This is a genomic window from Calothrix rhizosoleniae SC01, from assembly GCF_900185595.1.
Taxonomy (GTDB): Bacteria; Cyanobacteriota; Cyanobacteriia; order Cyanobacteriales; family Nostocaceae; genus Calothrix_A; species Calothrix_A rhizosoleniae.
Window position 1 is genome coordinate 1 of the sequence record NZ_FYBH01000361.1, and the last position, 14,007, is coordinate 14,007.

Consider the following 14,007-nt stretch of genomic DNA (forward strand, 5'->3'; position numbering starts at 1 on the left):
GTGCCGACTTACTTAGAAGGATCATCTACCATAACAAATGGGCGAAATAATTTACTTTGTTGACTAGGATCAATACCAATACCTGTATCTTTGATTGTGACAACTACGCAAGATTTTTCCGTATTAGAGGGTTGAATTTCTGTACTTACAGTAATGCTTCCATTTTCTGTAAATTTTGTTGCATTGCCAATAACGTTAATAATTACCTGTTTCAGTTTAGCTGGATCTGCATTGACAGGTATTTCTTGATCAACTAATTGACATTGTAATTGTAAACCTTTTTTTGAATATTAACTGACTGCAAATTAATTATTTCCAGCAATAATTTTCGCAGATCCATCGGTTCTTTAATAACTGCAAGTTTTCCAGCTTCTATCTTCGATATATCTAGGATATCATTAATAATTCCTAATAAATGGATAGCTGTCTCATCTGCACGTTGAAGAAAATCCATTTCTTCTTCTCGGTTATCACATAACCCATCTGTAACCAAACGTATGCAATTAATAATAATATTGAGAGGATTTCTCAATTCATGGGAAGTAGTTGCTAAAAATTGACTTTTGACTTGATTTGCAGTTTTTGCTTCTTTCCAAGCTAATTCTAATTCTTCTGCCCAAGATTTCAGCCTTTCAACCATTTGGTTTATTGCTTGAGCTAATTGGTTAAATTCCCTAATTTCTAAATCATCAGGAATTGATTCTATACCTTGATTCTCTAGATTGAGATTTAGGTTCAAGGCATAATCACGTAATTTTTCTACCGGGCGAGCTAGATATGGAGCCAAATATAGTGATGTTAACAAACTCGCACCTATTAAACCCACCGCCAACACAATCAAAACGAGTTTAATTTCTTCTAAACTTAATAGAGCATTATCTAAGCTAGTAAAGGTGATAATAATCCATTGCTGTTGTGGTTGTATATTGGCAATGTTGGGAATTGCTGCATAACCTATGATAAATTCACTGTCTGACTGCAAGCGTAAGTTAATCGGTTCTTTTTCTTCTACTTCTGACTCTATCAGCGCATTTTTAATAATTTTTTGAATTGCAGCATTATTTGTAGGTGTGGCGATATTCTTTCCGACTCTTTGGAGTTGAGGATGAGCCAAAATAGTACCATCTTCAGCAATGATGATGGTATTTCCCATAAGAGAATCAGGCTTTCCCTGTATTTCCTGATAAACAACCGATTGCACACTTAAACCATAGAGTAATTCTCCTGCGGAGTTATATACAGGTACAGACAGTAATAGCTGTAATTGACTATTTTGATTGCTTATACCCGTAACTCCTGGTTGAGGATTTAATACAGTTGCGAGCTGGAAGCTCTCACCAGATAAAGGTAATTGTAACTGGGCAATAGGTTTATCACTACATGTACTAGTAATCAGATCACCATTGCGTATATCTGTCAACTGAGTACACTTAATCTGGCTAGGTAATTGTCTACTTAATTGAATCAGAAATTCCTCGATTTCGGCAGGTGAACCTTTCTGTAATATGCTTGTTTGACTAGCAAGTTGTAAACTACTTTTCAGAGATGTGATTGCTGCTAAAATTTGCTCTCTCCGAGAAATAGCACTTGCTGTTAAATTTCGTCTAGCAGTTGCCAAAAGAGTTGAACGAGCCTTATTTAAAGCGAGAATTTCTCCTACCAATAACACTGGCAAAAATGTTAGTAAGATTCTCGACATTAAAATTTTCCGAAAGGATGATTGACGCGATTTAGACATCACCAGTCTCTCTTGGCATAATGCAAACCATAACAACCACAATATGCAATTAAATTGGTTTGTCGTAGATATTTAGTTAAATCATAAGAATTACTTTTAATTGTCATCAAAGTATAATCATTATTAATAATTGCATCCTGCTTTAAATACCTAGGTCTACTGAGTAAATTAGATGGGCAGCTAACATTAATTGCTACATTAATATACTGAAACCTCAGGTTTATTGTTAAACAAATAGGATTTGGCATACTTTCATGTTCAATCGTCCTCATACAACAGTGGTATTGGCAATGAGTGCAGATGGCAAAATAGCAGATTTCATGCGATCGCCAGCTAGATTCGGTTCTCAGACAGATAAAATGCATTTACAACAGCGTATAGCTGCTGCTGATGCTGTGTTATTTGGTGCTGGAACCCTCCGGGCTTATAATACAACATTGACTATATCCAATCCAAAATTGCTGCAACAAAGAGAACAGAGGGGTCAACCACTACAGCCAATTCATATTGTAGTTTCAAAATCGGCTCAAATAGATCCGGAAAGTCGTTTTTTTTCCCAACCCGTTCCCCGGTGGTTGTTAACTTCCTCTATGGGAGCAGATGTTTGGAAGCAATGCCAAGTTATAGATAATTCCTCCCAGATAACTTTTGACAAAATACTGGTGTTAGAAACACGAATGGGCAAAATCGATATTGCAGCAGCACTAACACATTTAGCCACTCTCGGTATAGCACATTTAGCAGTGTTAGGAGGGGGTATTTTAGTAGGGGAGATGATGGAATTAGATTTAATTGATGAATTATGGCTGACAATTTGTCCATTAATTTTAGGTGGTAAGACTGCACCTACACCAGTTGAAGGTCAGGGATTTTTATCACAGCTAGCACCACGTTTAGAGTTATTGACCATAAATCAAGTTGAGCAAGAAGTATTCTTAAATTACCGTGTCAGGAAGAGGCAGGGGAGCAGGGAGCAGGGGAGTAGGGAGTAGGGGAGCTTACACGAATAAATGATATTGTGGGCGAATTGGTTGGGGGTTATGACCAATCATTCCGATGTAACAAGTATTTCAGTACGTTTGAACGTACTTGGTTTATTAGCCCGCAATTCATTGCAGGGCGGGAAAGAACGGCAAAGCAGGGTTTTCTGGGTGATGTATGTCATAGAAAATCCAATTGTTGCATTTCACACCAGCATAACTCTTCAACCGGATAACGCAGGGACGCGGAGCGGGATGTGTCTCCGCGTCTCTCTCTTTCCCCGTCTCCCCGTCTCTTCTTGACTGATGTGCTGGTCATATTTGAGTGCATGGGAGTATAAAAGAATAGGAAAATAAATAAAAAGCCATTATTTATACTGAAAAGTTCTATGGCCAACCCCTCCCCTAATTCATCCCCAAAACCATATAAAAAACCAATACACCGTTATTATTCTTCCACTGGCAATCAAAAGGTGAAAAAAGTACAACGAAGAGTAATTAAAATTAAGGGAAAAAAATATAATAACGATCAAAAAGCTAAATCTACACAAAATGACCGCAAATTTATTTCTCAGACAGTAGCGATCGCATTTTTGCTAGCTAGTGGTGGTGTGTTAGTTAGTCTGGCTTGGGTAAGTATTTTATTTATATTTAATCCCTCGGACTTGGGGTGGCTGAATCAATTGTTACCAGTGTGGGCACGTGTTTCTTTATCTCGTGGAGAACCTCCCCAAACCCTGACAGAAATTACAACTAATCTCAAGCAACAAAAGTTACAAATTGGGGAAACTATTCCTGTGAATAGTCAAGGCAAAAATTCCCAAAAATCTTTTCTATTACCAGTGTTGCGCCGTCACCCTAACTGTCAGTCAAATTGCGAACAAATTACTGAACTGAGGATTTATCAACAAGCTCAAGAGGTGGAATGGCAATCCCAATCAGCAAAGTATTACTATTTGGTAACTAAATTACCAATTGTAGGGCCAGAAGAATCTTTTGTCACAGCTCCCTTAAGTGAGGCTGAAAGGGTAAACCAAAGTAGTAATATTTCTTTACCTTTAAGTAAAGTGGGACTTTATCAACATGGTGCTCCATCTTCCGGGTTCTGGTTTTATTTACAGGGTAAACGACAGCAAGGAACCAAGGGGATTGCCTACGGACATATTGTATTTTACAATCCCCAACGCGATCGCCTCCAGCAAATGTTGTCTTGGACTAGTCCTTCAGGGAAATTACCCCAATGGCAACAGATAACAGGTGACAAAGAAAAGGAACTAGTAGTAGAACAAACCATTGGCTTAGAACCACTACTCAAGGTTTATCAACTAAAACCTATTAAGTTATTTCTCAATCCCTTCCAGCTCCAAGAAATTACCCTGGAACAACCAGCTATGGGTGATGGGGGTTATGAAAAGGCTTTAGTTATTGCTCGCAGTGGATTGTGGACACCTGCTTGGCAATGGTTACAATTTATAAAAAAACAACGTCAAGGATTACTCCCTGGGGCGGCTCAACAACAAGTTGATTTAATTCGTTTACACTCAAAACTTACCAAGGTGCAAGCAGATAAAAATTGGGCTGCTCCCAGTCAACAAGTATTAGCATATGTGATCGATGGCCGTTGGGAAAAAGCTTTACAAACATTTACAAAGTCACCTCAAAATTCTCAAGAAATAGCTAATTTATTAAAAGCTGATGGGGGTAGATTGTGGAAGCGTACCCAAGCAGCCTTGAAAGTTAATCCCAAAAGAGCGGAAGTCCAAATCTGGGGAGCACTAATTCTAGCAGCCCAAGCAGGGGAAAAAAAGGCCAATTCCTGGTTAAATAAACAATCTCAGGTAACTTCATCAACCCGTAGCCAGGTTAAAAGGCTGTTAGCACAACTTAATGGTGAAGTTTTTTCCACACAAGTTAATTCCACCCATCCTAGTCGAATTGTGGGTACAGCCAAAAAAAATGTCGCTGTGAAAGGTTCAGCATGGCTACCCCTGGATAGTAAAGAAGACTTAGTACCCAAAAAAAATCAAATTTGGTCGGAAATAGAGGTTATAGCCTTTCATGATGGCGAAAAATGGCGATATTTGCCTTTTGAAAATTTGAAATTACCCTCAGATTCTCCTAGCCAATACTTGCAAAAAAAACTGGGGATTCAACCTAATTCAACCATCGACATTATTACCTGGCTACCAAACAAACAACAACAGAATACGATCGCTAGTTTGAAGGCTGTAAAATTACAAAATGGTGTATTAACTCTATTAGCCACCACCACAACTACCACCGAGTCAGAAAATGGCAATGTTAATCATCAACTGCAACCCTTAGCTATGACTCATGGAGCATTGGAATGGGTGCAGCCATCTCCCATGAATTTTGAGCTTCTGTATCAGCAACAACCAGAAAAAGCAGAAGCGATGATACAAAGGATTTGGCGCTTACTACAAACATCCGGTGATATCTCCCCAGACATAAATCCCCATCTTTCACAACTGCGCCAACAACTAGCAAATTTACCCGTACAAATTTTAGATGTTACCAATGACAATAGGGATGAAATAATAGTAACAATTCCTCCAGAAGTAATTAATATTTGGAAGCAAGCCAACTCTCAGAACCAGACAAAAACCAGCAAACAACTCCGGACTCTGATATTCTCAGACAATGGTAAAGTGATTTACTCCGAATTTAAACCCAATAATTTGCAGATATTAACGGCGATCGCTAAATTACCCACCACAAGTTATTCTGTATTATTAGTGGAGAATCGCCAAAAATATACCCTTCAGCGTTGGTCTGAAAAAAATCAGCGTTTTGAATAGTCTAGGCTGATTGAAGTTATTTATGCCTAGTTCCAAAGTCTTGACTAAACCCCTAACCCCTTTCATACCATATTTCCTAGGGGATGATTGTTTTGTGTTGAGGTTTACATTCCCATTACAAAAGTTTACAATTTGCATATTTATGACAAGCATCCTAACCTGTCTATTGATTAAGGTTAGGGCTTGCTAAGAGAAATTCACAAAAAATATGACCAATTCTTGTTGGATTTGCATCCTGCCTATCCTTGACATGATTAGCAGTTAAGGTACCTGCACCGCAAGAAATTTGGGAATATTTTTTTTATTTAGAACACCTAAAACAAATGAGAAAAAATGTATTTTAAATCAACGAACCTTAAACTTCGCTTAATCCTTCTATTGTAAGCTAATTATCGTGTTTCTGATTTGCTAAGTTTTGTAACTGATGTAATAAGCAATCCACTTCTGCTTGTAAATGAATAAACTTAACTTGCTGATCTACTTGATAAACGCACTTGTTTGCTTTCTTGGGTTCAACTGTTTGGGAAGAGCGATGGGAAACAGTAGATGATGTTGACATTTTTAATAGCTCCACAAATTTACTCGCACCATTAAACGTTATATCCTAACTTACTCTTAAAGATTTGTGAACAAATATAACATTTTTTTTGCTCATATCACTGATTTGCATTTGTGTACAGACCTGACAGCAAAGGGAAAATTTTTGTTCCAAACCAACGGTGAATTTGCAAATTTACTATTTAGAAAATATCCTAAATGACTACATTGGCAGTCCCTGATGATATCTTAGATAAGTGCATCGTCAGTTCGAGCTAATAGATTTTATACATCCCGTGACATTGAGCCTGCCTGCTGATAAATCCCAATCCCACTGCCAACCTTGGCCTGGACTTATAGAAGCCTATCGTGAATATTTGCCCGTCAGTGAAGAAACTCCAGTTGTGACCTTATTGGAAGGTAATACCCCTTTAATAGCTGCTCCTGCTCTAGCAGAGCGCATCGGTAGGCAAGTGAGGGTATATGTAAAATATGATGGTCTAAACCCTACTGGTAGCTTCAAAGATAGGGGAATGACTATGGCAGTTTCCAAAGCCAAGGAAGCTGGGGCAAAAGCCGTGATTTGCGCCAGTACTGGTAATACCTCAGCCGCCGCCGCCGCCTATGCCAGACGAGGAGGTATGCGTCCCTTTGTCTTAATACCTGATGGATATGTGGCTCTGGGTAAATTAGCCCAAGCTTTACTTTATGGGGCAGAAGTTTTAGCAATCAAAGGAAATTTTGACCGGGCTTTAGAGCTGGTTCGTCAAATGGCAGAAAACTACCCCATTACCTTAGTGAATTCAGTAAATCCTTACCGCTTAGAAGGGCAAAAAACAGGAGCATTTGAAATAGTTGATGTTTTGGGGAATGCTCCCGACTGGCTATGTATACCCGTGGGCAATGCTGGTAACATTAGTGCCTATTGGATGGGTTTTTGTCAGTATCATCAAACAGGAAAATGCGATCGCTTGCCCAAAATGATGGGATTTCAAGCCGCCGGTGCAGCACCTTTAGTACATGGGAAACGAGTATTAGAACCAGAAACTATCGCCACAGCCATTAGAATTGGTAATCCCGCAAGTTGGGAAAAAGCGATTGCTGCGAAAGATGCCAGTGAAGGAAATTTTCGCGCTATTACCGATGCAGAAATATTGGATGCCTATCGGATTTTGGCATCAGAAGAAGGGGTTTTTTGCGAACCCGCCAGTGCTATTTCTGTTGCAGGGATGTTAAAGGTAAAAGACCAAATACCTACAGGAGCAACAGTAGTTTGTGTGCTTACAGGCAATGGTTTGAAAGATCCAGACACCGCCATAAAACACAGCAATAGTCAAATCAAACAGGGAATTACTCCAGAAATTGAAACAGTAGCCAAAGCCATGGGATTTTGAGTAAGTTAGAGAGTTGATGGTTGATAGTTGGTAGTTGGTAGCTAAAAATATTTTCTACTCTGCAGTAAGCTACTTTGTATCTATACTCCTTCCCTCTTTGATTCTTTCACTCTTTCACTCACTCCCTCACTCCCTCACCACAGCCCGTTCCTTGGTTAATCCATCAATGGCATCACCAAGAGCTGTGGTCAGATTTTTGCGGGTTTGAGCATGGTTTTCTTGTTCTGTTTTTAATGCTTGTAGTAGTCGCTCCTGTTCTTGGAGGGTGGCAATTAATTTGCTTTGCAACTTTTCTACAGAATCTAAATTAGCTATTTCTTGCTGTATAGCTTCATCTATAGTAGCTTCATTGATTAGTTCTTCATCAATCCCTCGCATCTGCTGAATTTCCAACTTTAAAGATGCGATGGTTTGTTGTGATAGTTGAGAATCACTGCGTCGTTGTTCGGATTCCGTATTGTATAATTTACGCCACTTTTCCGCACTTTCCCAGGCTTTATCCCGTTCTTGTCGCAATTCCACAAGCTGTTGTTTCAGTGCTTGTATTTCTGTTAACCATTGTTGTGTTAAATCCTGACCCATAATAATAGAACTTCCTCACCTTTCCACCACTTCTCGTACCAACTGCGCTAACTTTTGGGCACTATCTGTAAGGGCAATTTCTCTAGCTTTTTCCCCCATTTGTTTTAACTCTTGGGTGTTATTTAATAAACTTAATACCTGATTCTGCAAAATTTCAGGGTTTAGCTCCGATTGTTTGTAACAAAAGCCAGCTTCAACTTCAGTAAAAACGCGTGCATTATAAGTCTGATGGTCTTCGGCGGCAAAGGGGTAAGGAATTAAAATAGCTGGGGTTCCACACACCGCTAATTCAGTTAAACTACCCGCACCAGCCCGACTAATAGCTAAATTAGCGCGCTGTAATAGAGCTGCCATATTATCGTAGAACGGTAGACAAATATATTGAGAATGCTGGAGACTGTGGGCTTCTGGATCGTTATTTCCAGTTAAATGTACTACATAAGCACCGGCCGCAAACCATGCTGGCCCACACTGACGTACTAACTTGTTGACAGCAACTGCCCCTTGACTACCGCCGAAAACTACAATTAAAGGCACATTGTCCGGCACTGGTAAATCTAAACTGTCAACATAGCTCGGATCTAGGAACTGTGAGCGTACAGGAGTACTAGTGTAAATTGTCCGGGTATTGGGTAAGTGTTGAGCAGCAGCGTTAAATCCCACAGCCACAGCATCACACCAAGGGCTAAAAAACCGTGTTACCTTACCAGGTAGGGCATTAGCCTCATGGAAAATTATAGGTATTCCTAAAGTCTTGGCAGCAATGAGAGCTGGAGCAGCAATATAGCCCCCAGTGGTCAGCACTCCTTGAAACTTGCCCTGTTGCAATAGCTTGCGGACTTGAAACACTGAACCAATCAGTCCAGACAAAACCCTAAAGGTACCTAATCCCAGTTTTTCTTGGAACCCTGCCACGGCAATCGTATTCAATTTATACTGGTGAGGAACTAATTGAGTTTCTAATCGATTAGGTACACCCAACCATTCAATGTCATAATCTGATAACTCTTGTGCCAGTGCGATCGCTGGAAACAAATGTCCACCAGTACCACTAGCAGCTATTAATAATTTTATTGGTGCGTTTGCCATCAAACCTATATTGCTCGGACTCTCTGGTTTATTAAGTAAGATAAAACAATTTACCAACCTTATGTAGCCAAATTGCCATCTCAAGAATAATTACCAATGTTTAACTTTATTACCTTACTACTGAAACGTTCATCTAAATTACTTATGAATCGCTGGTTAATTTTGTTTCTCATCACATTTGGGTTAGTTGGTCTGGGTAAACCTGTTTCAGCCAAAACACCTAATAGTGCTCCTCCCCAATTAAAAACTATGCTGACGCAAATTGATGCAGCAGCAAGTAAAGGTGATGTCAAAGGGGTAATGCAGTTCTATAGTCCGGTATTTACTCATGGGGATGGTTTAAATCGTCAAACGATGGAACAGGCTTTAAGCAAGTTCTGGAAACGATATCCCAAATTGAGATATAGTACACAGCTAAAATCTTGGAAGTCAGAAGGTAATTCTATTATTGCTGAAACAATCACAAAAATTAGTGGTTTGCCATCTTCCAATAAAGATAAATTAGCTTTGAAAGCTACAATTGTCTCCCGTCAACGGCTGACAGGGAATAAAATTACCCGCCAAGAAGTTTTGTCGGAACGAACTGAAATTACTTCTGGGATTAAACCACCCCAAGTAGATATTAAGTTACCCAAGCAGGTAAAAGTAGGTCAATCATATAATTTTGATGCCATTGTTCAAGAACCTTTAGGAGACGATTATCTCTTAGGTAAAGCAATGGAAGAACCCATCCAAGCAGTCAAATACCTAAATCCTTCTAAGGTAGAGTTGGAATTACTCAAAGCTGGCGGACTGTTTAAAGTTGGACGCGCACCCTCTACCCCTGGGGATAAATGGATATCCGCAGTGGTGATGCGGGGTAATGGTATGACTATGGTTACTCAACGTCTGCGAGTAGTTAAATAAGAGGGAAGGAGGGAAAGAAGTGTGGGAAGTATGGGAAGTGTGGGGAGATGAAATAACTAACTATCAACCATTAACTACCAACCCCTAACTAACAACTCCCTAACCATCAACTGTCAACTGTCAACCGTCAACTGTCATGGTGTCTCTACAAAATCAAATTGTTTTAATTACTGGTGCAAGCAGTGGTATTGGTGCTGCTTGTGCCCATATTTTTGCTGGTGCTGGCGCGAAGCTAATATTAGCGGCTAGGCGGTATGAACGTTTACAGCAATTGGCGGATGAACTTATAACGAGCTACGGGAACTCTCTAGAGATACATTTATTGCAGCTAGATGTACGCGATCGCTCGGCGGTGGAATCTGCTATTTCTCAACTATCTAGCCAATGGTGCAATATAGATATCCTGGTCAACAACGCTGGATTAAGTCGCGGTTTAGACAAACTCCATGAGGGTGATTTCCAGGATTGGGAGGAAATGATTGATACTAATGTTAAGGGCTTACTATATCTTACCCGTTACATTGTTCCAGGTATGGTAAAACGCGATCGCGGCCATGTGGTTAATATCGGCTCCATCGCCGGACATCAAACCTACCCTGGTGGTAATGTTTATTGTGCTACTAAGGCGGCTGTGAGAGCTATTTCTGAGGGATTAAAACAAGATTTGCTAGGAACACCCGTGCGAGTCACTTCTGTCGATCCAGGGATGGTAGAGACGGAATTTAGCGATGTCCGTTTTCATGGGGATAGGGAAAGAGCAAAAAAGGTTTACCAGGGACTTACACCCCTAACACCAGAAGATGTGGCTGATGTGGTGTTTTTCTGCGTCACTCGACCAAACCGTATGAATATTAGTGAAGTGCTTTTAGTTCCCACGGATCAAGCTAGTGCTACCTTAGTCAATCGTCGGACTTAAAATAAATCATATATCTGGCGATGAAACATGAAAAGACTTCCCAAATATGGGGCAAAAAAGTATGTGTTTATACGATAAAGCGAGAATAGATCATATATTCTAACGAAACCCTTTACTTTTATCCTTTTGGCGGGAGTTTCCGCCATAGAAGCACCAGAGCGATAGGCAATCACCCACACTTGACTGTAATTAATTCCTATTAATTACAACTATCATGTGATTATTGGCAAGTTCCTTCGCCCTGGTGATTTATTTTTCAGTTGGTAAATTAGCAAACAGCTTCTCAACCAAAGCCTTGGCTTTCAAATCCAAACGCAACCAATCCACTTCACCATTTTCATCAATTAAATCCATATCAATATCAACCTGCTCATCTCCTGGGTAATAGTCACAAAAGCATACTCGATAACATAAGTCCCAGAGATCCACAATTACTTGTTGCTCTTGACGTTGTAGGCATAAATGATATCCTGGATGGGGCATTGGTAAAGTGCCAAGATGCTCCCTAATTTGTTCTGCTTTTTCTGGTGTGGCAGATTCTAATGATTGTAACAGTTGAGTCACAAAAGCTTGAGTCTCACTATCTACCCCCTCTGGCCACATTAATACATCCTTGTATGTTCCCTTCCAAGCAGATACATCTAGCAGTTTACGAATATTATCAATCAAGCGAATAAAGGCTGGTTGCATCAGCATTTCAGCTTGCTGCCATGCAACTGAGTTAGTAATTCTAGGTAGCATTGGGACTAAATTTAGGATATTGAAAGAAAAATTAACAATTGGTTTTGACGCAAAAGTCACTGTATTCGTGCAAATATTTTCTCAAACTAGCGGATTTTATTGAGGAAAACATGGAGATATTTATTATTACCATCCATTGACCGTGGGTGTTAACACTGGGGAAAGAATATGATCGGCAAGATACTAGATTATCGCTATAAATTAATTAGAATCCTAGCTACCGGAGGATTTGGTGAAACATACATTGCCCAAGATACCAAGCGTCCAGGTAATCCTATCTGTGTAGTCAAGCATCTTAAACCCTCCAGCCCCGATGACAAAATTTTTGCTACTGCCAAGCGTTTGTTCAATAGTGAAGCAGAAACATTAGAAAAACTGGGTAATTACGACCATATTCCTCGGTTACTAGCTTATTTTGTCGAATACCAAGAGTTTTACTTGGTACAAGAATTTATTGAGGGACATCCCCTGAGTGAAGAACTAGTTCCTGGAAAAGTTTGGAGTGAAGTTCAAGTTATTCACCTATTACAGGAAGTATTGGCAATTCTCAAGGTTGTCCACAGCCATGAAGTAATTCACCGTGATATTAAACCAGATAATATCATCCGTCGTGCTAGCGACAATAAATTAGTTTTGGTTGATTTTGGGGCAGTAAAACAACTACGCAGTTCCCATCAATCACACAGGAACTATTCTATGGCAACAGTTGCCATTGGCACTCCTGGTTATATGCCTACAGAACAAGGGCAAGGAAAACCCCGCCCTAATAGCGATCTTTATGCCTTGGGGATGATTGCGATTCAGGCATTGACGGGAGTTTCACCAATAGACTTACAAGAAGATCCTAATACCGGAGAAATTATCTGGCAACATTTGGTGTCGGTCAACAAAGATTTGGGGGCAATCTTAACTAAAATGGTGCATTATCATTTTAAAGACCGTTACCAAAGTGCTAGCCAAGCATTAGAAGCTTTACAGCCCTTGTGTACATTTTTGTCACCCCCTGAGTTCCCTCAAGTTTCAGCAATTGTACCGCGATCCGGAAAATCCCCCCATTCACAACAAAAAACCCTAGCCTTAGCACCGGCAAATTCAGAGGGTGGTCAACTGGCTGTGACTAATCCCCCTCCAGTTTCTCAAAATCCACATCGTTTCGATTTTTTACAATTCTTAATTTTAATTGGTTTAGCAGGTGGTGCAGCAGCTATTACCCCCACAGTAGTAAATCAGGTGAAAAATATAGCTGCTAGCTTTCCTCGTAAGGAGCGTGTGAGTAAAACTTGCTCAGCAGTCATTATTGCTAATTCTTATATTCGTAATGAGCCTACTGCCCTGTACCCTGACAATATTATTAAGACTGTTACTAATGATACAAAGTTTGATGTTACAGGCAAACGCACCAAAAATCAATGGGTACAGCTTAAAATAGGCTCTGGAGTTGTGGCTTGGGCACATGCAGATGTAATTAAAAATCAGGAAAAGTGGGTTTCTTGTTTGCGCGATCGGGGAGTAGCAATTAAAACTGTAGATGAAAAAGGCTTGGTTCGTGAACGTGCAGTAGTTCAGAGCCAACCACAAGTTCAAAAAACTACAACGACAACTGTTGTTAAACCGTCTCCGAACCCTTCATTACTTAACTCCAGTGAATCATCTACGAAAATTTTTGAGCAAGCAAAGGAAAAATATGAATCAGGGAATTTTCGAGAAGCGATCGCTTTGTTAAGGTCTATCCCCAAAAAAGCTGCTGATTTCAAGGAAGCTGCGGCAGCTATGTCCCAATGGCAAAAAGATTGGAAAAAAGCAGAAGCTCTATTTAATGATATTAATAAAGCTCTGGATGATGGGCAATGGGAAAGGGTTAAAGATTACCAAAAACATCCAGAAAAGTTACCTGATATCAAATACTGGCGGAATAAAATAGAACCTTTGTTAAAAGAAGCTGCTGATAGTATTACTCAACAGCAATCTTCAAGTGACAAAGCTGTCAACAGGCGAAAAAATTTCATCGAAAAACTTTTAAAACGATCTATCCAAGAAAATAAAAATACTATAGAAGATAGTAAAAATACTGATAATTAAATTTTGTTACTTAAATTATGCTTGTGTAATTGATAGTTTCTCTATGGACTGGAGGAGGAGTGATGTTCTGGAGGGAGTAGATGACGGCGATCGCAGTATTAATGTTAGTGTAGACAACTTGCATTTGACTGCTCCTCTGCCTGAAGGCGATGAGATTCTAATCAGAAGCGAAACAACAAGGCTAAAGCCTTGTTGTTTCGCTTCTGATTAGCTGTTACCCAGATAC

At 39.8% G+C, this 14,007-nt stretch carries 13 protein-coding genes; 7 read left to right on the forward strand and 6 right to left on the reverse strand.

Annotation, left to right across the window (positions count from 1 at the left end; translation table 11 throughout):
• Positions 1–8 precede the first annotated feature (8 nt).
• Positions 9–242, reverse strand: a complete 234-nt coding sequence (locus CALSC_RS28080; RefSeq protein ID WP_327331708.1) for an ATP-binding protein — start codon at positions 240–242, stop codon at positions 9–11.
• Between the two features lie 11 nt (positions 243–253).
• The gene (locus tag CALSC_RS22125; RefSeq protein WP_327331703.1) at positions 254–1,699 is read right to left on the reverse strand and encodes a histidine kinase dimerization/phospho-acceptor domain-containing protein; all 1,446 of its coding nucleotides are present in this window, start codon (positions 1,697–1,699) and stop codon (positions 254–256) included.
• Positions 1,700–1,992: 293 nt separating this feature from the next.
• Here CALSC_RS22125 and CALSC_RS22135 point away from each other — a divergent pair, with 293 nt between their 5' ends.
• Together CALSC_RS22135 and CALSC_RS27095 are read left to right on the forward strand one after the other, a co-directional pair.
• The gene (locus CALSC_RS22135; protein ID WP_088243418.1) at positions 1,993–2,730 is read left to right on the forward strand and encodes a RibD family protein; all 738 of its coding nucleotides are present in this window, start codon (positions 1,993–1,995) and stop codon (positions 2,728–2,730) included.
• 377 nt (positions 2,731–3,107) lie between these two features.
• The gene (locus CALSC_RS27095) at positions 3,108–5,537 is read left to right on the forward strand and encodes a hypothetical protein (RefSeq protein ID WP_200817718.1); all 2,430 of its coding nucleotides are present in this window, start codon (positions 3,108–3,110) and stop codon (positions 5,535–5,537) included.
• A 385-nt stretch (positions 5,538–5,922) separates the two neighbouring features.
• Here CALSC_RS27095 and CALSC_RS27100 read toward each other — a convergent pair whose 3' ends face one another.
• On the reverse strand, positions 5,923–6,096 hold the full coding sequence (locus tag CALSC_RS27100; protein WP_200817719.1) for a hypothetical protein: 174 nt from the start codon (positions 6,094–6,096) through the stop codon (positions 5,923–5,925).
• 274 nt (positions 6,097–6,370) lie between these two features.
• Between CALSC_RS27100 and thrC the strand changes: the two genes are divergently transcribed.
• Positions 6,371–7,468 carry a threonine synthase gene (gene thrC / locus CALSC_RS22145; protein WP_088243419.1) on the forward strand — a complete coding sequence of 366 codons (1,098 nt, stop codon included), beginning with the start codon at positions 6,371–6,373 and terminating at the stop codon, positions 7,466–7,468.
• 126 nt (positions 7,469–7,594) lie between these two features.
• Here thrC and CALSC_RS22150 read toward each other — a convergent pair whose 3' ends face one another.
• Positions 7,595–8,050 carry a hypothetical protein gene (locus tag CALSC_RS22150; protein ID WP_088243420.1) on the reverse strand — a complete coding sequence of 152 codons (456 nt, stop codon included), beginning with the start codon at positions 8,048–8,050 and terminating at the stop codon, positions 7,595–7,597.
• A 15-nt stretch (positions 8,051–8,065) separates the two neighbouring features.
• Complete coding sequence (gene murG, locus CALSC_RS22155; protein ID WP_088243421.1) at positions 8,066–9,139, reverse strand: undecaprenyldiphospho-muramoylpentapeptide beta-N-acetylglucosaminyltransferase; 1,074 nt, start codon at positions 9,137–9,139, stop codon at positions 8,066–8,068.
• 96 nt (positions 9,140–9,235) lie between these two features.
• Here murG and CALSC_RS22160 point away from each other — a divergent pair, with 96 nt between their 5' ends.
• Both CALSC_RS22160 and CALSC_RS22165 read left to right on the forward strand, forming a co-directional pair.
• Positions 9,236–10,045 carry a hypothetical protein gene (locus CALSC_RS22160; protein WP_088243422.1) on the forward strand — a complete coding sequence of 270 codons (810 nt, stop codon included), beginning with the start codon at positions 9,236–9,238 and terminating at the stop codon, positions 10,043–10,045.
• Between the two features lie 136 nt (positions 10,046–10,181).
• The gene (locus CALSC_RS22165; protein WP_088243423.1) at positions 10,182–10,961 is read left to right on the forward strand and encodes an SDR family oxidoreductase; all 780 of its coding nucleotides are present in this window, start codon (positions 10,182–10,184) and stop codon (positions 10,959–10,961) included.
• 249 nt (positions 10,962–11,210) lie between these two features.
• On the opposite strand, the gene CALSC_RS22170 is transcribed toward CALSC_RS22165, so the two are convergent.
• Complete coding sequence (locus CALSC_RS22170) at positions 11,211–11,702, reverse strand: hypothetical protein (protein ID WP_088243425.1); 492 nt, start codon at positions 11,700–11,702, stop codon at positions 11,211–11,213.
• A gap of 168 nt (positions 11,703–11,870) precedes the next feature.
• Between CALSC_RS22170 and CALSC_RS22175 the strand changes: the two genes are divergently transcribed.
• Positions 11,871–13,781 (forward strand): serine/threonine protein kinase, encoded by a 1,911-nt coding sequence (locus tag CALSC_RS22175; protein ID WP_088243424.1) that lies wholly within the window; start codon positions 11,871–11,873, stop codon positions 13,779–13,781.
• A gap of 43 nt (positions 13,782–13,824) precedes the next feature.
• Positions 13,825–13,992: a hypothetical protein gene (locus CALSC_RS26690; RefSeq protein ID WP_159460667.1), complete on the forward strand. Its 168-nt coding sequence runs from the start codon at positions 13,825–13,827 to the stop codon at positions 13,990–13,992.
• The last annotated feature ends 15 nt before the right edge of the window (positions 13,993–14,007 follow it).

Bases quoted from the DNA above. Each gene is read 5' to 3' on its own strand.
- CALSC_RS22135 (WP_088243418.1), top strand. From the start codon at position 1,993: ATGTTCAATCGTCCTCATACAACAGTGGTATTGGCAATGAGTGCAGAT.
- CALSC_RS22170 (WP_088243425.1), bottom strand. From the start codon at position 11,702: ATGCTACCTAGAATTACTAACTCAGTTGCATGGCAGCAAGCTGAAATG.
- CALSC_RS27100 (WP_200817719.1), bottom strand. From the start codon at position 6,096: ATGTCAACATCATCTACTGTTTCCCATCGCTCTTCCCAAACAGTTGAA.
- CALSC_RS22175 (WP_088243424.1), top strand. From the start codon at position 11,871: ATGATCGGCAAGATACTAGATTATCGCTATAAATTAATTAGAATCCTA.
- CALSC_RS22150 (WP_088243420.1), bottom strand. From the start codon at position 8,050: ATGGGTCAGGATTTAACACAACAATGGTTAACAGAAATACAAGCACTG.
- CALSC_RS27095 (WP_200817718.1), top strand. From the start codon at position 3,108: ATGGCCAACCCCTCCCCTAATTCATCCCCAAAACCATATAAAAAACCA.
- CALSC_RS22165 (WP_088243423.1), top strand. From the start codon at position 10,182: ATGGTGTCTCTACAAAATCAAATTGTTTTAATTACTGGTGCAAGCAGT.
- CALSC_RS22160 (WP_088243422.1), top strand. From the start codon at position 9,236: ATGTTTAACTTTATTACCTTACTACTGAAACGTTCATCTAAATTACTT.
- murG (WP_088243421.1), bottom strand. From the start codon at position 9,139: ATGGCAAACGCACCAATAAAATTATTAATAGCTGCTAGTGGTACTGGT.
- CALSC_RS26690 (WP_159460667.1), top strand. From the start codon at position 13,825: ATGGACTGGAGGAGGAGTGATGTTCTGGAGGGAGTAGATGACGGCGAT.
- CALSC_RS22125 (WP_327331703.1), bottom strand. From the start codon at position 1,699: ATGTCGAGAATCTTACTAACATTTTTGCCAGTGTTATTGGTAGGAGAA.